The following is a 22669-nucleotide window of genomic DNA, read 5'->3' as shown; positions in this document are numbered from 1 at the left end:
GTGACATGAACAAGCTTACTGCCGCCGACACCGACACAGACGGGATGCGTAAGCGCCTTGGTGCGCGCGAGCGCGTCCGCATCCTGTTCGGCGATCAGCTCAATCTTGCGCGTGGCAAATATGTGCCCGTTAGTGAGAGCGAAAAGGGCCATGCCCGGATGTGTGTCGGCAATTTCGCCGTGACCTATGACAAGGTGCTGGTGGCGGCTCCTGGCGGCGGATTGCTTGATGGCTTGCCCGATATGGAAGCCGTGTTCGATCCAGTCGATCTGCGCCCATCCTGGGAGAATGACACGCAGATCGTGCTGGCCGACCTGAGGTTCAAGGGCGAACCTTTTGCGCTGTGCGGGCGGTCAGCTCTCAAGCGGGCTATTGAAGGTTGGCGCGCGATCGGGCTTGAACCGATGGTTGGAATCGAGATGGAAGCTTATATCTTCCAGCGCGGACCCGATGGTGGATGGGTGCCATATGATACGCCAGGTGCCTTTGTCTATGGTACTGGGCCGTTCAGCGACCCGGCAGGGCTGATCGAAGACATCTGGGTTTGCGCAGATGAATGCAACCTGCCGATTGAATCGATGAACGCGGAATATGATGCGCCGCAGTTTGAACTCACTTTGCGGTTTGCCGATGCCTTGAAGGCTGTCGACGATGCGTTCCTTTTTCGTCAGATGGCGCGTGAGATACTTTACAAGCGCGGCTATCTGCTGTCGTTCTTGCCCAAGCCCTTTGCCGATAAAGCGGGTAGCGGATTGCATTTCAATATCAGTTTTAACGACGCCAACGGCAACAATATCTTTGCCAATGATGCTGCCGACGGCAAGCCTGGTGACATCATGACAGGCTGCATCGCCGGCCTGCTCGAACATCATCAGGCTTTGGCCGCAATCATGGCGCCGCTCACCAACAGCTACGCCCGCCTGCAACCGGCTAGCCTGTCAGGCTATTGGGCCAATTGGGGTTTCGATCACCGCGCCGTGACGGTTCGGGTGTCGGCTGAAAGCGGCAAGGCAGCTCGGATCGAACATCGCATGGCGGACTGTGCTTCTAGCCCATATTTTGCGGTTGCCGCAGCTCTTCAGGCGGCTCTTCTGGGGGTCAGCAAGGGTTATGCTTTACCGCCACCCGAAACCAATGACGGTCTTGAGACGATAAATACGGATCGACACACCCCGCACAGTTTGGGCGACGCACTGGAAGCGCTTGATGCCGATCTTGCGCTCAAAGCGGCGGTCGGAGCGACGATGATCGACAATTTCATCGCGATCAAGCGGGAGGAGATAAATATCCTCGAAGGTAAGTCGGTCGACGAGCAAATCGCATATTATCTCCACTTTATCTGAGGCTCAAGACCATGCGCAATCGCTTTATGATCGAAGGTGTCAGCGTCTCGCCGGACCATTTTATCAATGGCAAGCGAGTGTCATCGCCCAGCACATTTGAGACGCGCTGCCCATTCGACTGGACCAACAAGCTGGCGGATGTTTCGCGTGGAGATGCCGAAACCGCTGCGTTGGCTGTGACGGCGGCGACAAACGCGTTTCCAGTCTGGGCCAACATGACTTCCGCCGAGCGCGGTAAATATCTGCACCGGCTTTCGGATCTCATCGAAGCCAATCAGGAACAGTTGGCGATCGTCGAATGCATGGATATGGCCATGCTGCATGAAAGCCTGAGGCTGCGCGTCATTGCGCGCGGCGCGCTGAACTTTCGAAACTATGCCGATATCGCGAGCGAACATGTGGAGCGAATGTGGTCTTCCAAGGGTACGGCGAACCGGGTGATCCGCATTCCGGCCGGCCCTGCGGTCATTATCACGCCCTGGAATGCGCCGTTCATGCTGTCGACATGGAAATGCGCGCCAGCGCTGGCGGCGGGGAACACGGTCATACTCAAGCCTGCCGAATGGTCGCCGCTCTCGGCCTCATTGCTCGGCGACCTGATCGAGCAAGCAGGGTTCCCGCCTGGCGTTTTCAACATAGTGCAGGGGCTGGGCAGTGAAATCGGCAATGCACTTGTGAACGATCCTCGCGTGAAGCGGATAAGCTTTACGGGTTCAATCCCGACCGCGCGGGTGATCGGCAAGGCCGCGGCCGAGAATATTGTGCCATTCACCGCAGAGCTTGGGGGCAAATCACCACTGCTGGTCTTTGCCGATGCAGACATCGACGCTGCGGCGAAGAAGGCAGCAGGTCAGTATGACGACAGCGGCCAAGTCTGCATGGCCGGGACTCGGATCATTGTTGAGGACAGCATCCGCGACATATTCCTCGAAAAGTTCCATGCCTATACCGACGCCCATGTGCTCGGTGACAGCCGCGATCCGACAACGACAATGTCCGCCCTGATCCATCCGGCTCATGCCGAACGCGTCATGGGATTTATCGATCGCGCACGTGCGGCCGGAGATATCATCGAACGCGGTGGAAACCGGATTGGCGGCAGCAATTTTATCGAGCCGACGCTGATTATCCCTCGTTCAAACGAGAGTGAGGTAGTGCAAAATGAAATCTTTGGACCGGTCCTGACGTTTCAGACTTTCAGTGACGAGACCGAAGGCGTTGCGCTGGCCAATTCGACTGCATATGGCCTTTCAGCTGTCATATACACCGGCAGTGCCGAGCGGGCGGAACGCGTTGGTCGAGCGGTTCGCGGAGGCACTGTGTGGGTCAACACATTCTTGGTACGGGACTTGACAGCACCTTTTGGCGGTGTCGGTATATCTGGCCTTGGCCGCGAAGGGGGCGATTACGCCTTGGACTTCCATTCCGATCTTAAAACACTGCAAATCCTGGAAGACAGCGTGGTTTGAGTGTCATGCCCCATGAAAGCAATTTCGATGTTTTGATCGTTGGGGCCGGCCATGGCGGCGCGCAAGCCGCGATTTCGCTGCGGCAACTCGGGTTTTCCGGGAGCATAGGAATTGTCGGCAATGAGCCAGACCTGCCTTATGAACGCCCGCCGTTATCGAAAGAATATTTCGCAGGTGAAAAATCATTCGAACGGATCAGAATTCGTCCACCGCAATTCTGGGAAGAGCGTAAGATTACCCTGATAACAAACACCAACGTGATGACGGTCGATCCGGCTAACCACCGGGTTATAGCCGAGGCAGGTGACGCTTTTGGCTATCACAAGCTGATCTGGGCGACAGGCGGCGAAGCGCGTTTGCTTCCAATCACCGGAATCAACCTGCTTGGTGTGCAGACAGTGCGCACGCGGCAGGACGCAGACATTTTGCGCGCTGCAGCGGAGACCGCTCAACATATAGTGATCATTGGGGGTGGCTTCATCGGCCTAGAGGCGGCAGCAGTGCTCGCTAAATTGGGAAAGAAAGTCGTCGTTCTGGAAGCTATGGACAGAGTGCTCGGGCGCGTCGCAGCACCGCCGCTGTCCAAATTTTTTGAAGCAGAACACCGCGCCAACGGCGTCGATATCCGAGTCAATGCCAGTACAGCGGCGATCGAAGGCGAGTCTAGAGTAACCGGAGTCCGTTTGGCGGATGACGAAGTGATTGCTGCCGATCTGGTGATTGTAGGCGTGGGGATAATCCCAGCTGTCCAGCCATTGCTCTTGGCAGGCGCTAAGGGCAATAACGGCGTTGCGGTGGATACGCATTGCCGAACAAGTCTTCCCGATATTTTCGCGATCGGAGATTGCGCGCTGCATTACAATCATTTTGCTGACGAAACCGAAATCCGCCTTGAATCGGTACAGAACGCAAATGACATGGCCATCACGGCAGCCAAAGCGATTTGCGGGGTTCCAGAATCCTATTCTGCGCTGCCATGGTTCTGGTCGAACCAGTACGATCTTCGTCTCCAAACAGTCGGGCTCTCGATCGGTTATGACGAGTTTGTGGTCCGTGGTGATCCTGGCCAGCGTAGTTTTTCGGTCGTTTACGTTAGAAAGGGCCGCGTGATAGCGCTCGACTGTGTGAACGCTACCAAGGATTATGTCCAAGGAAAGACACTGATACTCGCGGATATCAAGCCGTCGCTGGGCGATCTTGGTAATATTGAATTGCCACTCAAATCGCTGGCGGGTTAAAATTCGGCCTAGGTTCTTTCGAATGCGTCGAGATTCAGCACCTCGCTCTCCCCAAGCCAGATAATGTGCGCAATATGGTCGCGATAGTCGTTGCCAGTGTTCGCATGGACGAAAACCGTCAATCGTCCCCGGTGCTGACAGAGCCACCACAATCCATCGCCGATCATCGAATGCGGAATGGTCAACTGGCAGCTGCCGCGCGGATGGGGACCGATCGGCACAGAATGAAGGCGGCCCATCGTCACCCGAAAGGTCTGGGCCATAGCCTCGCATAGCACGCGAGCCTCATTGAGCTGCTCAGCGTCGAAGTAGACATGTGCGTGCCAGTCGTTCGGTGTCACGCCAAGTTATTGCGCCATAATGTCGTTCCGGCCTTCCAAGATACACCGACCTCGTGCCAGTAGCCCGCGATTTTTTCCTGCGGTGCGATATCGAGCAATTCCTCCACCGGTGAATCGAATAGCGAAAGGTCAAAATTCCCTTTGAAGCATCTACCGAAATCAACATCAAAGCTGCTCATCGTCACGACTTCATTAAGGCTGTCGGTGCCGTCGGTTTCGATGGCGGGCATCCACCTATTGTGCGCCATGGGGTGGCCGTTGACGAAGCCTGGCTTCTCGCATGCCTCTGTTATGGTGAAGGACCCTTCGGCCAGACGCCTGTCGAATGCAGCGAGCGTGACGCCGAAAGTGCCGCCGGGTTCCAGCCTTGGGCCGGCCTTTCCAACGACAACTCGGCGGCTCATATGAATCGAACCAAGCTTCTTGGGGTAGCCTTGATGCTGCCCGCGTAGCACCGCGAATTCCTTATCCACCCAGATATAGATGCAGCGCGAATAGGTGACGCCCTGAAACTTGCAGCGGACAACGAAGAACATTTCCTTATATTGCACGCGGACAGGGTCGAGGATGTGCCCAGGCTCCTCGCTCACGCTCTGCCAGTCTGCCCAGATCGCGGCGACCGCACCGGGATCTTCGTCGGCGGGTTCAAACCCTTCGGGAAGCAGGGCGGCTATCTTCTTAGGATCAGTGCGGTACTCCAGCGTGATAAGCTCGCCGGAATAATGCCATGGAACTGGCGGAACGATCGACGCCTTGCCGGTCGGGGTACGCGGGTAGAAAAGGCCCTTGAGCGCGGACATGGTGACTCCTCAATTTGAATTGCAGCCGATCTAGCCGAGCTGCCTGATTCCAACTTGGCCAACTTGGCCAATCCCGCGATGAACCGCTGATATAGGTTCGACAAAATTCTATTAGGAGCAAGCCATGACTGTCGAATATCGCCGCATACTTCTCGATGGTTATCCCATCCTCACCACGCGTGACGGCGACCGGCTCGTGACCCGAGATGGACGCAGCATTGGCTTGGACGAGGCGGTGCATCTGCCACCCTGCAATCCGACCAAGATCGTCTGTGTCCACTTGAACTATCACAGCCGCGTCGATGAGTTCATCACCAAGCTTCCAGCAGCGCCAACCTATTTCCACAAGCCGATCAGCGCGCTCAACACACATAAGGGCGACATTGTTCGCCCTGAACGTTGCAAATGGCTGAATTATGAAGGCGAGATTGCGATCGTGATTGGCAAAACCTGCCGCAATATCGCCCCGTCGGAAGCGAGCGACTATATATTGGGCTATTCGGTTGCGAATGATTACGGGCTCCATGATTTCCGCGATACCGATTCCGGTTCGATGCTCCGGGTGAAGGGCTCTGACACGCTTTGCCCGATCGGCCCAGGTTTGGTGACAGGCTGGGATTTCCGCGACAAGTGGATCCGCACTTATGTTAATGGCGAACTCAAGCAGAGTGACACCACCGCCAATATGGAATGGGATATGCATTATCTCGTAGCCGACATTGCGCGTACCATCACGCTGGAGCCGGGCGATGTGTTGCTGTCCGGCACCCCTGCCAATAGCCGCCCAGTGCAACCCGGCGATATTGTCGAAGTCGAAGTGGAAGGCCTTGGAAAATTGACCAACCGCATCGTTTGCGGCCCCGCGCCAATTCGCGATGATTGCGGCGCACAGCCGACCGAATCCGAAGAAGTGATCTCGACTGCCATGGGAGGTGACTGGGAGTTCCGCGGCAAGCGGGCCGCAGGCGGCCAGGGTTCTGCCTTCTATAAATCGAAGCTCGATGATGAGTGAGTGTGCCAGCAACGAAGTGGCGCGTTCTTGCGCGATCTTCCTGAAGACTGGCTATTACCTGCATCAGACCATCAAGTTGGCTTAGGACGACAAAAACTGAATCTTTTTTGCAAGGAAAACACATGATTCGCATTTCAGTTGAAGGACGCGATGGCGCGGTCCGCGAGGTGTCGGGCAACGCAGGTGTAAGCCTGATGGAAGTCATCCGCGACAATGGCTTCGATGAGCTGTTGGCTCTTTGTGGCGGATGCTGCTCATGTGCCACTTGTCATGTGATTGTCGCGTCGGACTATAGTGAAAAGTTACCGGCGATGACGAATGATGAGGATGATCTGCTCGATAGCTCGGACCACCGAACACCCAATTCGCGCCTTTCGTGTCAGATAAAGTTGAGTGTGGAGCTGGATGGCCTCAAGGTCAAAATTGCTGACGAAGACTAGTCATCTGGAACTAAAGTAGATATGATTGTATATGCTCTTGTGGAACAATCAGGAGCATTCATGATGGTCGGTAGACAAGCGGATTTGGTTGTATTGAGCGACACGGACCGGACTTTTCTCGAAGCGCAGGTCCGGCGCCACAAAGCACCGCGTTCGCTTTCGGATCGCTGCCGGATGGTGCTGCTGTGTGCGTAGGGGCTCCAGAGCAAGCAAGTCGCCGCACGCCTGGATGTCCACGAGCACACAGTTGGCAAATGGCGCCGCCGGTTCGTTCAGGGTGGCATAGAGGGATTGACTGACGAATATCGTGCGGGCCGACCAAGAACAGTATCGGATGCACAGGTCGTGTCAGATTTCTCGTATTTTGTGCGAGTTTTGACTCCTTGATCGGATCAATGGGCATTGCCTGATACATATATGCGGCACATTGGCCCTATTTATGAAATCTGTATGTTTCACATCATGATTGACACTGAAACATAAATATGTCACTATCTAATCAAGGATAGAGACATGAGCCCTGACCAAACCCGACTTGCCCGCAAGAACCTTGACCGCCGATTCAGTCAGATCGTGCGGGAGGTAATGCTTGCGCCGCCCTATGGTTGGGTGCGCGCGATCCGCGAGGCACTCGGCATGACGCCGCAACGCTTGGCGACCCGTATGGGCGTCACGCGCCCACGCGTAAACATGCTTGAGAAAGCTGAGTTAAGCGGTGCCACGACGCTCAAATCTCTGCGCCAGGCGGCGGAGGCGATGGATTGCGTGCTCGTCTATGCCATCGTGCCGCGCACTTCGCTCGACGAGATTCTGCGCGAGCAGGCGGCAAAGAAGGCCGACGTTGAACTCGCGCGTCATCATCACACCATGCGCCTTGAAAATCAGGCGATGGATAAGCGTGATCTTGCCGCCGAGCGTGAGCGACTTGTCGCCGATATGCTCGCTGGTTCACTTCGCCGCGTGTGGGATGAAGAATGAGCGATCCTCTTTTTGATGAAGATGATGAAGCGAACACGCCTCTCGAAGCCGAGGAGCGTGAGTAGCTCATTCCATCCTACATCACGCTTCGCCGCGAGTTGAATGAAGCCGAGCAGATCAACATTGCCGATGCAGCGAAATGGCTCGCATCGCGCAAGCGCGACGTGCTGGATGAAAAGTTTCTGCGCAATCTGCAAACGCGCATGTTCGGCCAAGTGTGGAAGTGGGCGGGCGATTATCGCAAAACGCCGCGCAATATCGGCGTCGAGGCGTGGCACATTCCGATGGATGTTGCGCGAGCCATCGATGATGCAAAATTCTGGGTCGCGAACGAAACATATTCACCCGATGAAATCGCCGTTCGCTTCTCGCATCGCTTGGTTGCGATCCATCCATTCCCCAATGGCAATGGGCGTTTCTCGCGCATGGTCGGCGACTTGTTCGCCCAGCAATTAGGTCAGCCCCGCTTTTCGTGGGGCAGTGCCAATCTCGTTGATCCGAATGAAACACGCCAAGCCTATGTCGCGGCATTGCGCGCAGCAGATGCGCATGACTTCGACGCCTTGATTGCCTTTGCGCGGAGCTAATGCAGATGCGTGCGTGCGCGTCACCGGATTGATGAGTTTGATTTGGCGTGCGCAGTTTTATGCGTCAGATCATGTTCTCCTAAAATTGCTACCGAATAGCGGACATTCCCACCGGCATTCATTCATGGGTTTTTGACCAGCCGCGTCTCGGATCAAGGCCGCTCGCTTCCGCACTTCGTTTGTGCAGCTCCGCGCGCGTGTTCGCTGCGCTCAGCCTTTGATCCTCGCCTCTAATGTCAGGTCACGAGTCTCCCCATGAAGCCGAGGGAAAGGCCGCGAGCCCTGAGGTGGATTTGGTCGCAAGATCGTTGCGGTTGAGATTGATTTTCATGACATCCTCCATTTCGTTTGCGCCACCCACCTTGGGCCGCGTTGGAGGACGCAACACCGCGCACCGAATGAAGGTGCATCACCTGTGGTCGCAACAAATGTGGAGAAGGCTAGGGATCACCATCCCGCCTTGCATCATGTTCAACCGAGTGCGGATAGGTTCGATCAATCAGCGGATCATGTGGGCGGTGTAGAATTGGAGGAATGTCGGGGACGATTGTCTGACTCGCGCAACGATGGCGCAAATCTATGTCGTCGGCTTGCGGATTTGGTCGGCAAGGAATTCGGTGAACGGGACAATATTCTGATCGACGCTCGCGGCCTCCAAGGAGGCCATGTACCGGTCGCGTTGATCGACCGGGATAACCGTCCACGGATAACCGCCCGCAGCCATCATCACATTCATCAAGAATCGGCCTGTGCGTCCGTTCCCGTCCATATAGGGATGGATATAGACGAAGATGAAATGCCCCAGCACGATGCGGACAGCGGGATCAGGTTCATCGCGCAACAGATCGAAGAAGGCGGGCATCGTGTCGCGCACCGCATCGACATTGAGCGGCCGATGTTGCGAGCCGCGTATATAGACCTGGCCGCTTCGATATCCGGCGAGTTGCGCCGCACCGATGATACCAGCCTCCACGCTTGGCGCAAAGAGCGCTCGATACCAAATGCCATGATCGGCATCGGCGACATCTCCCGCATTCTCATTTTTGAGAACACGAGCAACGCTCTTTTTCACTTCGCCAAAGCACTGAAAATATCCACGCGCCGCCATCGCATCGCGGTGGTTTCGGTCAGCGTCGTTCGCGTCCGGATTCCAGTTTCCATCGCGCACACGCTCGATCAGTTCGCGTGTGACGCGATAGCCTTCAATGGAAAGCGAGTGATAAGCATCGGTCACATATATATCGTCGACCGCCTTCAGATAGGCATCAATGTCATTCGGTTTTGTTGATGGGGCGGGGAATATGCCAATGATATCGCGGCGCATCCGCTCCCACATCAATTTGATGCGATGAACATAAGGCGATGGTTCGCGGGAGAACACGTAACCTTCAAGGCGATGATCGAAGGGATCATTCTCGCGCACATCGTGTCCGGCGGCGCGCATCGTTGCGAGAATATCATCGGCAATGCGTGTCGCGCCGATATTGCGGAATGCACCTGCTAGACGTCCAGCGATTGCAGTGTGATTGCCCGCAAGCAGACGTGAAAGCAAACCCGTTGCATCACGCTGCACAGCTAGAAGCGCGCGCGCTTCATTGGGATTGTTGATGAAGAAGCCGGGTGCGGCAGCGATCAAAGCGGCTTCAACGGTGTAGACCGTCAGGCCATCAAGAACCGTTTGATCGGCTGCGGGCGGCAGCGTTTGTCGCGTTCCGAGCAGTGCCGTGCCGTGGAGCAATGGCGTTGGGTTGTTGCGGCCAGCGGGCACGCGCACAAGCAGTTGGCGCGGAACGGTCCAATTGCCTGCATGAAGCAAGAGCGATTGATCAGCTGAGAGACACCATGCCGTATCGAAACGTTCGTTTAGATATTCAGCGCAGAATCCCCAGAACGACGCATACCACGCGGTGCTTTCGCCCACGGTTTCATTGGGGCGCGTTGCGATATACCAGCCTTGCAGGACTTCGCGCAAAAACCCATTGCGAACCAGACGTTCGCGATCAGTACGGCTCATATCGCGCGAACGGATGCAGGTTCGCCCTTCGCGTTGGAACGCCTCTAATGCTTCAAGGGATTTAGCCAGTTTTTCAGCCGGACTTGCCATCGCTATATATGCCATTCCTGACGACATTTTTATCGCCATATATGTTGTGACATATTTCGCGTTTTATGTCGATAAAAATATCGCCTTTTATGTTGGTGAAAATATCGCCTTTTATGTTATGAAAATCATGATGATCGTTGAAGTGAAAATTTCGATTGAAATTCAGGCAAAAATTCAACCGGAAATCTAGCCCAAATCCAACCCACGATCCCGCTTGGGTTTGAGGGTGATTGAACCACGATCGCGATCCTTGTCGCGCTCAGCTTCACCTTCGCGCATCCGGCGGAACTTGGCGGCGTCCCGATACAGACCGAGGATACGTTCAGCTTCCTTGCGGCGATTCTCTTTGATTAGCTCTTGAAGAGCTTGGCGATCCTTGTGCTGCGCATGGATCAGGACGTGCCGCTCATGGCTATCGCGTGTCCGCGCAAATTTGGATTCCATCTCATTCTGCTTGCGGGTTTTGAAATATTTCCCTGTCATAAAATCCCACGCACCGGCAATACCTTTGCGCAGACGTGATGCGCGAATGCGTTACTCTTCGTTCCAACGTGCGGTGATGGATTTATCGAAGGCTTGGCGTTCAGCCTGATGCTGAACTGACCTGATCCCTTCAAATTGGTCCATTTTTTGTGAGAAAAATCTCGGTTAGGTTTGGCATTTGTCAGCCAGGAGATTTTGGCATGAAGAAGAGTAGGTTCAGCGAGCAGCAGATGGCGTTCATATTGAAGCAGGCAGAGGATGGAACGACGGTTGAGGAGGTATGTCGCAAGGCTGGCATATCGATCCAGACCTATTATCGATGGCGAAGCAAATATGGTGGGTTGATGCCGTCTGAGATGAAGCGGCTAGAGCGTTTTTCGAGCCGTCTGAATCGAAAGGGGATTCCCATCGGCCGTGATTTCTGATTCAGTATCGGTGCCGGTGAAGGAGGCTGGCATGGATGGGTCAACCACTATCGATGGATTTGCGTTCGCGGCTTTTGGCGGCGGTTGATGATGGTATGAGTTGTCGCGGGGCAGCTGCCCGCTTTGGCGTTGCGCCATCGACGGCGATCCGCTGGCACGCGCAGCGGCGCGAGACCGGCAGCTTTGCACCGAGGCCTCAAGGTGGTGATATGCGTTCGCGGCGGGTTGAAGAGCGCAGTGACGATATTTTGGCTCTTTGGGCGGCACGAAAGGATATCACCCTTGAAGAGTTACGCACGGGCTTGGCCGAGATGGGCCTGACCGTCTCTGTGGCCGGGCTTCACCGCTTCTTTGTGCGCCGTGGCATGACGCGTAAAAAAAGACTGGCCATGCCATCGAGCAGGACCGGCCCGATGTCCTGAAGCAACGGCACGACTGGTTCGACGGCCAGATCGATCTGGACCCGGAGCGCCTCGTCTTCATCGACGAAACATGGACTGCGACCAACATGACCCGCAGCCATGGCCGCTGCCCCAAAGGCGAACGCCTGCGCATGGGCTTGCCGCATGGCCACCGCAAAACGACCACACTGGTGGCGGGCCTTCGCATGACCGGCATGGTCGCGCCGATGGTGCTGGATGGTCCGATCAACGGAGACTGGTTCGAAGCCTATGTCACCCAGGTGCTCGTACCGGAACTGAGGCCCGGTGACGTCGTCGTCATGGACAACCTGTCCAGCCACAAACGGGTATCAGTGCGCGAACGGATCGAGGCCGCGGGCGCAATACTACGGTTCTTGCCGCCATACAGCCCCGACTTCAATCCAATCGAAAAGGCCTTTTCCAAACTCAAAGCAATGCTGCGAAAGGCAGAAGAACGAACCGTGAGTGGCCTTTGGACCCGGATCGGCAACCTCGTCGATATCTTCCAGCCCCACGAATGCGCCAATTACTTCAGCTCATGCGGATATGACCCAGAATGATCGACAAACGCTCTAAAGCAGCTTGAGGAAGAGAATGTTCGCCTCAAACGATTGGTGGCGAATCTCAGTCTGGACAAGGAGATGCTGCAGGATGTCATCAAACGAAAGCTTTAAGGCCTGATCGGGCCCGTGAACTGGTTGGCTATTTGCAGGCCAGTTACGGGGTCAGTGAGCGACGGGCTTGTGATGCGTTCCCTTCAAGCAGGGCGACCATCCGTTAGTAGTCCCGCCGTCCCGATCAGGCCAGTCTTCAACTGCGGATCAAGGAGTTGGCGGCAACGCGGGTACGCTATGGCTATCGGCGTATCCATGTGTTGCTGCAGCGGGAGGGTTGGCAGATCAATCACAAGCGCACCCGGCGGATATACCGGGAGTTGGGCCTGCAACTTCGCAACAAGACGCCGAAGCGGAAAGTGAAAGCGAAACTGCGCGAAGATCGGGTGCAGGCAGCAGCACCCAATGAATGCTGGTCAATGGACTTTCTGTCCGATCAGCTGTTCGATGGCCGCAAGATCCGAGTTTTATCCATTGTTGATAACTTCACCCAGCTATCGCCTGCACTGGATGTCCGGCACAGTTACAAGGGGAGTGATGTTGTCAATACGCTGGAGCGTATTGCTGGGCAATATGGCCGCCCACAGCGGATCAGAGTGGACAATGGTCCCGAGTTCATATCGAAGAACCTTGATCTGTGGGCCTATCAGCATGATGTCGTGTTGGACTTCAGCCGCCCTGGCAAACCCACGGACAATGCGTTCGTTGAGAGCTATAATGGCCGTGTCCGGGCGGAATGCCTGAATGCAAACTGGTTCTTGAGCTTGGCCGACGCACAGGCTAAATGTGAGGCGTGGCGGAGAGACTATAATGAGGTCCGACCACACAGCTCCCTTGGTAACCAAACCCCAATGGAGCGCGCTTTTGCATCAGGGCAGGCATGCCTGCCCTGATGCAAAAAGAACCGGTCTTTCTCATAAAGGTCGGACCAAAAAAGGGGCTAGGCTCAGTCACGTCACAGTGCACTAAATTATTCTGAAGGTTCGGAAAGCCCGAATCAACTCAACCGTGCGCCGTCCACAACATCACCGTAATGCCCACATTGTTGAACAATGTCGAGCGCATCGGCCACGCATGCGCGATTGATGGCAGCCGAACGTCCATTGCCTCTGACGTGCGTGGCAGTTCATATTTGCATCGGCCCGTTCTTTTCCGCACTCCGAATCGCGCGCGCAGAGCAGGAGATCGTCGCCCGTTAGTGGCTCTCCGACAAAGACCGAAACCGGGGACAGCAGCAATGCCAAAAAACGCAGGTGGGCGCAGTACTAAGCGCTCCATTTTATCAAGACAAATTATGCTTGCCTCAACGCGGCAGTTGATGTCAGCTTTTGCGAATGACTGTTACCAACAACCGCCGCCATTTTCTGCTGGGAACGAGCGCGGCTTTGGTCGCCGGCTCCGCGCCGCGCATGGCATGGGGGCGCACCGAGGCCGATGTAATCGTGATAGGCGCGGGGCTGTCTGGCCTGAATGCTGCCACTAAACTGGAAGCATCTGGCCACCGGGTCATCCTGCTTGAGGCGTCTGGTCGGATCGGCGGTCGACTGCACACGCTGGATGATGTGCCGGGCAGGCCAGAGGCAGGCGGCGTGCAGGTCGGCGGCGGCTACCGCATCCTGGGCGCTACGGCCGATGATCTGAAGATCGGGCTGACCGCGGGCGGGAATGAGCCGCGCACCGCGCTGTATCACATCAACGGTGAGACGGTGACCGAGGCAGCATGGAAAGACAGCCCCGCAAACCGCACGAAAGGCAAAGAGCGCGATGTGGCGCCCGCTGGCCTTGCCAGCCTTTATGCGCGCGAGATGCCTAGATTTCCGACAATACACGATTGGCTGGCCAATGATTCAGATAGCTATGACATCAGCTATGGCAGCTGGCTGACCAGTAAAGGCATCAGCGAAGAGGCGGGGCGGCTGATCCGTGCCAATTTTAATGGCAACGGGCATAACGGAATGTCGCTGGTCCACCTTATGCGCAGCGCAGCGATCTTTCGCGCCGAGCCCGGGCCGGTTTTCACCATCGACGGTGGATCGCAACGTCTGCCCGAGGCAATGGCACGAAAGTTGCGGGCAGAAGTGCGCTTGAACAGCCCCGTTGCCGCGATCAGCGAAAATGACAGCAGCGTAAAGGTTACGCTGGAAAACGGGCGCACGGTTTCGGCGCGACACTGTATTTGCACCGTTCCCTTTTCGGCGCTTCGAGGCATTCCCATAGAGGCGCTGTTGTACCCTGCCCTGAAAGCAACCATCGACAATCTGCCCTATACACGAGCCAGCTTTGCTTATCTGGGCGCGAGCGAACCATTTTGGAAGTCAGATGGCCTGCCGCCCACGCTGTGGAGCGACGATCCATTGCTTGGCCGTGTATTTGTGCTGGGTGAGGACCCGCCAATGCTCAAAGTTTGGCTATCCGGGCCGTTTGCCGACGCGCTCGACGTGATGGACGAGACAGACGCGGGTGCGACAATCATTGCCCGTTATGAGGCTGCACGGCCATCGGCCAAGGGAAAATTGCGCCTCGTCCGGCTATTTAGCTGGCAGAAGGAGCGCCTTGCCAAGGGCATTTATCACCATATTGGGGTGGGCATGAGACGCGACCTTGCTGCCGCGAGCTACAGCACAGCACAGCGGCTGCGTTTTGCAGGCGAACATCTGGCGCAGCAAGCATCCGGCATGGAAGGCGCGCTAGAGTCGGGCGGCAGGGCTGCAAAACTGACCGCCGAACGCGGATAAACAAAAGGCCTCGGTTTCCCGAAGCCCTTTGCATATGCGGCACTTGGTTAGGCCTTAAAAATTGAACGTACCTTCCAAACCGAAGGTCCGGCCCTTACGCAGCGCGCCGAAAAAGCCCCGCGGGCTGCCGGTTTCAATCTGCGCCGGGCGACCGTCAAAGGTTACGCCCGCTGCAGGCGGCAAACCGGTCGTGCCAGCCCCGTAACGCAGGTCAAACCAACGTGTCGCGAGTGGGATGGAGTCCTCATCGGTCAGGTTGCGTCCGAACAAGGCGATGGTGAAGTTTTTGGTCTTGTAGCCAAGCCGCGCGTTCAGCAGAAACGTGTCGCCCGTTTTGGCGAGATTGTCGGTCTGGATATATTTCGAATCCTCATATGAGAAGTTGGCAATACCGAACAATTTGCCGTCGCCCGACCCAAGTCCGGTTTCATAATTGACTGAACCGTTGACGATATAAGGCGAACCCAGCGGGAGTGTCTTGCCCGAAATATCGCATAAAGCCAGCCCCGCGGCGGTAGGATTGCGCGTATCGAAATTGGTGCGAATACCGCCCGAATTCAGAATAAAATAATCCGCATCACAACCCTTCGTGAACTTCGCCGAAACATAGGCAATACCCATTGTAAACAACAGGCCATTGGTGGGGGCAGCTTGCAATTCGATTTCGAGGCCTTTGGTGGTGGCATTGCCCGAATTGGCAACAATGGAGGTTAGCGCGCCATTGCCCGATGGATTGGGAATGGCCTGCGTCAACTGCACATTGGTCAGCTCGTTGTAGAAACCGGCAACCGTACCGCGCAAGGTGCGGTCTAGTGCATCGAATTTGATGCCCAGTTCGCCGCCCTTCGATTTCTCAGGCAAATATTCGATAAAATTCTGACCCGTTTGCAAGGTGGCGGTAACGCCAGCAGAGCCGTTAAAGCCCCCTGGTTTGCGTCCTGTCGCATACACGCCATAGACCAGCATGCCGCCTGGAGTATTATAATTAACCGTAATCCGTGGATCTAGACCGGTGAATTTCGATGCGGGGCGACAAACATTGCCCGCACCGGTCGCACCGAATGCCGAGAGGCGGCTGGCCTCACCCGCACAGAATACGGATACTCCTCCCGCGCTGCGTGCAATCTGCGTTTTCTTCTCTTCGGCGTAGCGCAGTTCGGCGGTGATCGAGAAAGCGTCACTGAAATTATATTCGGCAAGCCCGAAAACGGCCTTGTTGACGATTGTGACATATTCGGAGTTGTCGCGGCCAACGCCAAGCCCGGCGGTGCCGCTGGTAAAGGTAATGTCCTGCGACTGGAATTCCTGCCGGAAATAATAGCCACCGACAAGAATGCGGAACGGGTTGTCGGTAGGGCTGGAAATCCGGATTTCCTGGCTGATATCCTGCTGATCATCACGGTTGGTATTGGCAAATGCAGGTTCGGTGCCAAGCGTGCTTGCCGCGGAACCCCCAAAATATACAAACGCATCGCTATGGTCGGAATCGGTACCGAAGAAATTCTTATTATCACGCCAGCCGGTAAGGCTCGACAAGATCCAGCCCGAACCGCCGAGATCCCAGTCGATGATATTGGTCATCGAAAACTGTTCATTGGTGATGCCATCGTAAGCAGTACCATCGCGCGTGCCAAGTGAGGCGTTGATCATCATCGGATCGGTGTTCAACCGAATGTTATTCGGCTGCGGATTGATGACGCCGCAATAAAACTGATTCGTGTTGGTGGATACCAAGGTCGCAGGCGATAAAGGCACAAACAGCGACCCTGTACGATAGCGCGCCGAACGGAAACCGGGCTTGCAGTTATTGTCCGCCGCACCTTGCAAAAAAAGGGCCAGCGGGCCGTCGTCGTCCTTCTGCCAGCTGAACCGCGATCGCATTTTGAAATCTTCGAACGGCTTAAAAGTCAAAGTGGCATAAGCCGACTTGGTTTCTTCCTGCCCGACGCGCTTGCCGGTCAACTGGTTGCGATATTCACCGCCATATTTGAAAAAGCGCCCGCCCACGCGGACACCGAGCATATTGTCAAGTAGGGACCCCGAGACCGATCCGGAGACTTCATATTCATTATGCTCGGCGGCACGCAGCCGCCCGCTGACGCTAATATCCTCCGACGGGTCCTTGGTGATGTAATTAATAGCCCCGGCATAAGTGTTGCGACCGTAAAGAGCAGACTGCGGCCCTTTAACTATTTCTACCCGCTCGATGGATGAGGGGTCGAAGCCCTGGATATCGCCTTGATAATACACTCCGTCGATGAAGAAGGCAGCGCCCGTTTCGACGCCCGCCTGCACACCTGCCAACACGTTGGAGGCGCCGCGGATTACTGGACGGTCCGTAGTACGACCAAAGGCCTGGCTAAAGCTAATGCCGACGGCCTGCTTGGCGAAATCGTCAAGCGAGTTGAGCCCCTGTTGCGCGATGGAATCAGCGGTAATCACTGATACCGCGACGGGAGCGTCTGATAGCGATTCCTCGACCTTGCGAGCGGTAACCACGATTTCCGGGATTCCACCCTCTTCTTCAGCCGCGGCAGCCGACGCATCTTGTGCCACTGCAACGGTCGGTAAGGCGAAAGTCAATGGTGCGAATGCGCATGCAGTAAATAAAAAAGACCTAGAAAAGCTTTTCACGATGAACCTCCCTGAAATTCGTGACCGCCGAAACTGTATGCTTCCATTTTGTGCAAAATTTGTCCAGACAAATTTTTGTTGACATAAGCGACAGTCGACCGCTGTCTCTATTTTGCAACAATCTGATTTTAGTCGGAGAATTGATATGCCTGCCTATATGATTATCGCCGCCAAAATAGCCGACCGCGACGCGTTTGTCGGCGGATATGGTAAGGCGGCCGCTGAATTGGTCGCCCGGTTCGGCGGCAAATATGTGCTTCGTGCGCCTGGTGCCGAATTGCTGGAAGGCGGCTTTGGATGCGGCGCATCAGTTGTCATTTCTCAATGGCCTGACAAGCACGCGGCTTTGCGCTTTTGGAACTCGCCCGAATATGCCGAAGTGAAAAAGCTGCGTGATGGCCTGGCCGAATGTCAGGTGCTATTGATCGAAGGCGAATTGTCAGGGGTATAATCAATAATGGAACGGGCAGCACAGATTGTTGAAGTTGGTGGGCCAGCAGTCATAAACTGGGTAGACGTCGAACTGTCGCTGCCGGGTCCGGGCGAAGTTCGGATGCGCAATACTGCGGTTGGCCTTAACTTCATCGACACCTATCACCGGCGCGGTATTTATCCGGTAGCGCTCCCTAGCGGACTCGGGCTGGAGGCAGCGGGCGTTATCGAATCGCTGGGCGAGGGTGTGACAGATTGGAAGGTCGGCGACCGCGTCTGCTGTTTCGGTCCGACGCTTGGCGCATATGCGACTGCGCGCAATATTGAGGCTGCATGCTTGTTCCTGATACCCGACGATATCAGCGACGAGATTGCCGCGGCAGGCATATTGAAAGGCTGCACCTCTGAGTTTCTGGTCGAACGCTGCGCCAAAGTGCAACCTAAATCGAACGTGCTGGTCCACGCTGCAGCCGGCGGTGTCGGCCTAATGCTGGTGCAATGGCTCAAGCATATCGGCGCTAACGTCATCGGAACGGTCAGCACCGAAGAAAAAGCTGCTTTGGCGCGTGAAGCCGGGGCCGACCATGTCATCCTTTACGGCAAGGAGGATGTCGCCAAGCAGGTACGCTTGCTGACCGACGGACGCGGCGTCGAGATAGTCTTCGACGGTATAGGAATGGCTACCTGGGAAGCGTCACTTGATAGTGCGAGGCGGCGCGGGCTGATTGTAAATTACGGCAATGCAGATGCGCCCGTTGGCGGTGTCAACCTCGGCATCCTTGCGCAGAAAGGTTCGCTCTATAACACGCGTCCGACACTTTTCGACTACTACCACCACGCCTCGGAACGCACGGCAGGCAGCGAATATGTATTCAACATGTTCCGGCAGGGAATCATCAAGGTCAATATCGGCCAGCGTTACGGGCTAGAGGAGGCGGCGAAGGCGCATAGCGATTTGGAAGGACGCAGGACGACCGGGTCGACGGTGCTGGTGGTTTAGCTGATTTCAACCAGCTCCAACAGCTCACCCGCCATGCCGACCACCGTCGCGGACCGCCGCCCTGCATAAATTGCTCCGCTGTGCACGGCCGGCGGCTCGATAAACGCAGCGTTGATCGCGTCCAGACTATCCACTGCCAAAGTCACTAGCGCATTCCCGGGTGGCAGGCATCCCGGCGTATGTGGACGAGCGGTCGCAGCTTCGGGGTAGTCATCGACTTCGATAATCGGCAGGCGGTCCTTCTGAACCATCGTTATCGAGGATTGCGTGCCGTCAGGCAACCCAAACGCCTTGTTGATCATAGTATATTCAAGCGTGTAGGTGCCACCAACATCCAGGCCTATTTTTTCCTGCAGCCATGCCAGATTCGCTTCGCGGTCATGCGTCGCGAGTATGACGATGAATATATGGTCGGTCAGTGAGGCGGCCTTGGGCAAGTCGGACGACGGCGTATTTTCTGCTACTTCATTGAGATAGATCATCTCGCGCCCGCGCCCAGTCACCTGCATTGGTATGAAATAGGGCAGGCCTTCGATTGGTTTGGGGGGGCCGACAATATCGAAACCGCTGCCCTCCAGACGCCCGGGCCAGCCATAGACATCTTGCACGGTCAGCTCAAAGGCCGCCCATCCGTATGTCCGCACCGGCATAAACTCATCGGGCACAGGTTGTTCGACCAGTCGGATAAAGCAATGCGCGCCGCTTTGCGGTTGTAGCGTCGCGGTGCGTGCGCCCCCGTTCGCGGGGCACTTCCAACTCGCAGCCAGATCAGCAGCCAGTTCACCGCGCTCAACGATTTTCAGCCCTAGCCGCCCATGATAATCCTCCAGCGCAGTATCCAAATTGGGCGTCGTCACGACGCCACCCATGATGCAGCCATGTGTGAGGAAATTGCTCATTTGAATTCGGGCCTTTGTTTGCGGGCAAATGCGCTTGTGCCTTCGATAAAGTCGGGCGTGGTAAAAGCATCGGCAAAGATGCGTTCCGTTTCCAGGTCATCATCTGCCTGCCCATCGAGAATACGGCGGACAAAGCCCTTTATCTGATGTGTGCTATGCGCGCTGTTGCCCGCAATCTCATCCGCCAGCGCGGTGGCGCTATCCTCGATCAGTTCGACCAAACCGATCCGCAACGCTTCTTGCGCGGAGAGAAGTTCGCCTGTGTAAAGCATCTTTTTGGCCTGTCCTGGCCCCACCAGATCTACAAGTAATTTGGTATCATGAAGCGGGTAGACCAGTCCCAATTTGGCTGGCGTAATCCCGATCCGCGATCCGGCGGTAGCGACGCGGATATCGCAGGCGAGCGCGATGCCGCATCCGCCGCCGACGCAATCGCCATCAATAAAAGCTATGGTCGGCTTAGCAAATCGAGCGAGTTCGTGCTGCGTCCGGTTGATCGCTGCCTGATTGGCTGCGCGCCACGCAGTATTGTCCTTATGCGATATCAATTCGTTGATGTCTGCACCTGCGCAGAAAACACCTTGGGCAGCGGATTGCACCACCACAACGCGGATCGCGCGGTCGATCAGCGCCGCACCCAACAGCACTGGAAACTGCTCCCACATTTCCTGATTGAAGGCGTTGCGCTTCTCAGGCCTATCGATCATGATCCGGCCGATAGGGCCGTCGCGTTCGAGACGCAGGCTCATGCCGGATTTACGTGCGCGAAATGTCGCGCGATTTGATTGCGGGTGGTGACCCAGATGTCCGGATACTTCCGAACATGCTCAAAGAATTCCTGTAACGCCCATATCCGTCCGGGCCTCCCGATGATTCGCAAGTGGAGCCCCAGCGACATCATCTTCGGATTGCCTTTTACGCCTTCTGAATAAATCTGGTCAAAATTGCGTTTGGCATAATGGAGCCATTGATCGGGCGTCATCGCAGGATCGGTCCACATTTTCATGTCATTGCTGTCTAGTTGATAGGGGACGATGACAATCGGCTTGCCCGGGACGCAATCCCGATCCCAGAAAGGCACGTCACCTGAATAATCGTCCATATGATACGTAAAACCCTCTTCAATCAGCAGGCGGCGGGTGTTGTCTGTGAGCAGATAGCGCGAGAGCCAACCATAGGGCCGGGTGCCGGTGGTCTTTTCGATGCTGGTGATGGCCTTGCGGATGAAATCACGCTCTTCCGCCTCGTCCATCTTGAACTGGTGCACCCAGCGCCAGCCATGGCTTACCGGTTCATGACCAAGCTCGACTATGGCCTGCGCGATTTCCGGATGATTTTCGAGGGAAAGTGCCGCGACGGTCCAGCTGGCGAGAATATCATATTCTCTGAGCAGTTTGACAACACGCGGCGCGCCTGCCTTTATGCCGTAAAGATAGTTGCTCTCGTTCGAATAGTTACGAATGGGCGATTTGACATGGACGCCCAACTCGTCGACTGGCTCCATCCCACGGTCGCCGCGGGCAACGGTCATCTCGCTGCCTTCCTCGACATTGATGACGATGCTGAGCGCCATCTTGGCGCCATCCGGCCAGTCGATCCGTTCTTCTTGCATCAATGCATTTCCTCCCCGCCCGAGACATTGAGCGCCTCTCCAGTCACATAACGTGCATCATCGCTGGCGAGCCACGCACAAGCCGCAGCAGTGTCCGAAGTCAGGCCAGGTCGGCCCATCGGGTTCTTTGCGGCCATGTTTTTCAGATAGGCCTCAACATTTTCAAACCCCAGCAGTTTGGAGAAATATTCATTCTGTTGCGCACCCAATCCGGTGGTCACATGATTGGGGCATAACGCGTTGACGGTGATTTTGTGCGCGCCCAGCTCGATCGCGGTTGCCCGCGTCAGGCCGATCATTCCATGCTTCGATGACACATAAGCGGGCAAATGGGGAAAGCCGGTTTTGGCGGCCTGCGAGGCGATATTGATGATTCGTCCGCCCCTGCCGGCAGCAATCATCGCTTTGGCTGCGGCCTGGGTGCAATAAAATGCCCCCGACAGATTGACGGCGATTACAGTCGCCCAATCCCTTGGATCGACCTCCAGCATTGGCTTCATCATAAAGCCGATGCCTGCATTGTTGACGAAAATATCGACTCCGCCAAACGCCGCAATCGACTGTTCAACCAGCGCATTACACTGCGCTGCGTCGGACACGTCGCAAGCAATGGTCGCAACTTTCGTTCCACGCTCGCGCAATTCATTCGCAACCGCCTCGGCCTCAGCATCGATCGCAAGATCAGAAACAACACACTGCGCACCTTCATCGGCGAAGCGCTGCAATATCCCCTGACCCAGCCCCTTCTGCTTGCCAGACCCGGTAACAATGATCGTCTTGCCAGCGAAGCGCATCAGAGGTCTTCGGTAAGAATGAATGTCGGGTTATCGGTGAACTCGCCAAATCCCGCCGCCACTTTCTGGAATTCGGGGTCAGTCACATCGCCGACAAAGGCGTCCATGCCGTGAATGTCAATCACCTCAATATAGTCATAAGGCGGCTTGGCGTCCGAACCGAACAGGCCAATAGCGCGGTGGACGGTAAAACGCGTGACCGAACCGAGTGCATTAACGCCGGGAATATCGGTCCCTCGCGCCCACGCCTCATAGGCTTCGGCGCTGGCACCTTCCTTCAGGTTGAACAAACAGATGATACGCATGT

Annotated in this window: 23 protein-coding genes and 2 pseudogenes; 15 read left to right on the top strand and 10 right to left on the bottom strand. The window is 55.9% G+C overall.

Annotation, left to right across the window (positions count from 1 at the left end):
• Window positions 1-5: 5 nt before the first annotated feature.
• From HEQ18_RS10650 to HEQ18_RS10640, 3 genes are read left to right on the top strand one after another with little or no spacing between them, the layout of a single operon-like run.
• The gene (locus HEQ18_RS10650) at window positions 6-1343 is read left to right on the top strand and encodes a glutamine synthetase (RefSeq protein WP_432814696.1); all 1338 of its coding nucleotides are present in this window, start codon (window positions 6-8) and stop codon (window positions 1341-1343) included.
• Window positions 1344-1354: 11 nt separating this feature from the next.
• A complete protein-coding gene (locus HEQ18_RS10645; protein WP_432814695.1) occupies window positions 1355-2812 on the top strand; it encodes an aldehyde dehydrogenase in 1458 nt (485 codons plus the stop codon).
• Between the two features lie 5 nt (window positions 2813-2817).
• Window positions 2818-4050, top strand: a complete 1233-nt coding sequence (locus HEQ18_RS10640) for an NAD(P)/FAD-dependent oxidoreductase (protein WP_432814694.1) — start codon at window positions 2818-2820, stop codon at window positions 4048-4050.
• An 8-nt stretch (window positions 4051-4058) separates the two neighbouring features.
• On the opposite strand, the gene HEQ18_RS10635 is transcribed toward HEQ18_RS10640, so the two are convergent.
• A complete protein-coding gene (locus HEQ18_RS10635; RefSeq protein WP_432814693.1) occupies window positions 4059-4391 on the bottom strand; it encodes a DOPA 4,5-dioxygenase family protein in 333 nt (110 codons plus the stop codon).
• Complete coding sequence (locus tag HEQ18_RS10630) at window positions 4388-5191, bottom strand: acetoacetate decarboxylase family protein (protein WP_432814692.1); 804 nt, start codon at window positions 5189-5191, stop codon at window positions 4388-4390. Before HEQ18_RS10630 ends, HEQ18_RS10635 begins: the two co-directional genes overlap by 4 nt.
• A gap of 124 nt (window positions 5192-5315) precedes the next feature.
• On the opposite strand from HEQ18_RS10630, the gene HEQ18_RS10625 reads away from it, so the two are divergent.
• From HEQ18_RS10625 to HEQ18_RS10605, 5 genes are all read left to right on the top strand, one after another.
• Window positions 5316-6203 carry a fumarylacetoacetate hydrolase family protein gene (locus tag HEQ18_RS10625; protein ID WP_432814691.1) on the top strand — a complete coding sequence of 296 codons (888 nt, stop codon included), beginning with the start codon at window positions 5316-5318 and terminating at the stop codon, window positions 6201-6203.
• Between the two features lie 122 nt (window positions 6204-6325).
• Window positions 6326-6643 (top strand): 2Fe-2S iron-sulfur cluster-binding protein, encoded by a 318-nt coding sequence (locus HEQ18_RS10620; RefSeq protein ID WP_432814690.1) that lies wholly within the window; start codon window positions 6326-6328, stop codon window positions 6641-6643.
• 225 nt (window positions 6644-6868) lie between these two features.
• Complete coding sequence (locus HEQ18_RS10615; RefSeq protein WP_432815998.1) at window positions 6869-7030, top strand: helix-turn-helix domain-containing protein; 162 nt, start codon at window positions 6869-6871, stop codon at window positions 7028-7030.
• Between the two features lie 126 nt (window positions 7031-7156).
• A complete protein-coding gene (locus tag HEQ18_RS10610) occupies window positions 7157-7621 on the top strand; it encodes a mobile mystery protein A (RefSeq protein WP_432814689.1) in 465 nt (154 codons plus the stop codon).
• A gap of 98 nt (window positions 7622-7719) precedes the next feature.
• Entirely contained in the window at window positions 7720-8208 is a 489-nt protein-coding gene (locus HEQ18_RS10605; RefSeq protein ID WP_432814688.1) for a mobile mystery protein B, read from the top strand.
• A 577-nt stretch (window positions 8209-8785) separates the two neighbouring features.
• Here HEQ18_RS10605 and HEQ18_RS10600 read toward each other — a convergent pair.
• Window positions 8786-10222 carry a Fic family protein gene (locus tag HEQ18_RS10600; RefSeq protein WP_432814687.1) on the bottom strand — a complete coding sequence of 479 codons (1437 nt, stop codon included), beginning with the start codon at window positions 10220-10222 and terminating at the stop codon, window positions 8786-8788.
• 13 nt (window positions 10223-10235) lie between these two features.
• Here HEQ18_RS10600 and HEQ18_RS10595 point away from each other — a divergent pair, with 13 nt between their 5' ends.
• On the top strand, window positions 10236-10502 hold the full coding sequence (locus HEQ18_RS10595) for a hypothetical protein (protein ID WP_432814686.1): 267 nt from the start codon (window positions 10236-10238) through the stop codon (window positions 10500-10502).
• Here HEQ18_RS10595 and HEQ18_RS10590 read toward each other — a convergent pair.
• On the bottom strand, window positions 10499-10795 hold the full coding sequence (locus tag HEQ18_RS10590) for a hypothetical protein (protein ID WP_432814685.1): 297 nt from the start codon (window positions 10793-10795) through the stop codon (window positions 10499-10501). The two genes, HEQ18_RS10595 and HEQ18_RS10590, sit on opposite strands and share 4 nt — an antisense overlap.
• Before the next feature lie 200 nt (window positions 10796-10995).
• On the opposite strand from HEQ18_RS10590, the pseudogene HEQ18_RS10585 reads away from it, so the two are divergent.
• The 4 genes and pseudogenes from HEQ18_RS10585 to HEQ18_RS10570 all read left to right on the top strand — a co-directional run.
• Window positions 10996-11169: pseudogene (locus tag HEQ18_RS10585) on the top strand (transposase); the annotation flags it as partial.
• An 86-nt stretch (window positions 11170-11255) separates the two neighbouring features.
• A protein-coding gene (locus tag HEQ18_RS10580) for an IS630 family transposase (RefSeq protein WP_432814446.1) occupies window positions 11256-12202 on the top strand; the annotation gives its coding sequence in 2 pieces (ribosomal slippage) (window positions 11256-11595 and window positions 11595-12202; 948 coding nt in all).
• Between the two features lie 12 nt (window positions 12203-12214).
• Window positions 12215-13149, top strand: a pseudogene (locus tag HEQ18_RS10575) (IS3 family transposase); the annotation flags it as partial.
• Between the two features lie 441 nt (window positions 13150-13590).
• A complete protein-coding gene (locus tag HEQ18_RS10570; RefSeq protein WP_432814684.1) occupies window positions 13591-14991 on the top strand; it encodes a flavin monoamine oxidase family protein in 1401 nt (466 codons plus the stop codon).
• Window positions 14992-15045: 54 nt separating this feature from the next.
• Here HEQ18_RS10570 and HEQ18_RS10565 read toward each other — a convergent pair whose 3' ends face one another.
• Complete coding sequence (locus HEQ18_RS10565; RefSeq protein WP_432814683.1) at window positions 15046-17574, bottom strand: TonB-dependent receptor; 2529 nt, start codon at window positions 17572-17574, stop codon at window positions 15046-15048.
• A 196-nt stretch (window positions 17575-17770) separates the two neighbouring features.
• Here HEQ18_RS10565 and HEQ18_RS10560 point away from each other — a divergent pair, with 196 nt between their 5' ends.
• Complete coding sequence (locus HEQ18_RS10560; protein ID WP_397605761.1) at window positions 17771-18076, top strand: DUF1330 domain-containing protein; 306 nt, start codon at window positions 17771-17773, stop codon at window positions 18074-18076.
• Window positions 18077-18082: 6 nt separating this feature from the next.
• The gene (locus HEQ18_RS10555) at window positions 18083-19057 is read left to right on the top strand and encodes a quinone oxidoreductase family protein (protein WP_432814682.1); all 975 of its coding nucleotides are present in this window, start codon (window positions 18083-18085) and stop codon (window positions 19055-19057) included.
• Here HEQ18_RS10555 and HEQ18_RS10550 read toward each other — a convergent pair.
• Genes HEQ18_RS10550 through HEQ18_RS10530 form a run of 5 tightly spaced genes read right to left on the bottom strand, consistent with a single transcriptional unit; the run spans window position 19054 to window position 22667 of the window.
• Window positions 19054-19956: a hypothetical protein gene (locus tag HEQ18_RS10550; RefSeq protein WP_432814681.1), complete on the bottom strand. Its 903-nt coding sequence runs from the start codon at window positions 19954-19956 to the stop codon at window positions 19054-19056. The two genes, HEQ18_RS10555 and HEQ18_RS10550, sit on opposite strands and share 4 nt — an antisense overlap.
• Window positions 19953-20705 (bottom strand): enoyl-CoA hydratase/isomerase family protein, encoded by a 753-nt coding sequence (locus HEQ18_RS10545; RefSeq protein ID WP_432814680.1) that lies wholly within the window; start codon window positions 20703-20705, stop codon window positions 19953-19955. Before HEQ18_RS10545 ends, HEQ18_RS10550 begins: the two co-directional genes overlap by 4 nt.
• Complete coding sequence (locus HEQ18_RS10540) at window positions 20702-21568, bottom strand: polysaccharide deacetylase family protein (protein WP_432815997.1); 867 nt, start codon at window positions 21566-21568, stop codon at window positions 20702-20704. Before HEQ18_RS10540 ends, HEQ18_RS10545 begins: the two co-directional genes overlap by 4 nt.
• Entirely contained in the window at window positions 21568-22362 is a 795-nt protein-coding gene (locus HEQ18_RS10535) for an SDR family NAD(P)-dependent oxidoreductase (protein WP_397605766.1), read from the bottom strand. Before HEQ18_RS10535 ends, HEQ18_RS10540 begins: the two co-directional genes overlap by 1 nt.
• The gene (locus HEQ18_RS10530; RefSeq protein WP_432814679.1) at window positions 22362-22667 is read right to left on the bottom strand and encodes an REDY-like protein HapK; all 306 of its coding nucleotides are present in this window, start codon (window positions 22665-22667) and stop codon (window positions 22362-22364) included. Before HEQ18_RS10530 ends, HEQ18_RS10535 begins: the two co-directional genes overlap by 1 nt.
• Window positions 22668-22669 lie beyond the last annotated feature (2 nt).

It is taken from the genome of Sphingorhabdus sp. (genome assembly GCF_050921905.1).
Lineage (GTDB): Bacteria > Pseudomonadota > Alphaproteobacteria > Sphingomonadales > Sphingomonadaceae > Sphingorhabdus_B.
The sequence above is the reverse complement of the archived record's forward strand: the minus strand, read 5'-3'. Positions and strand labels throughout refer to the sequence as shown.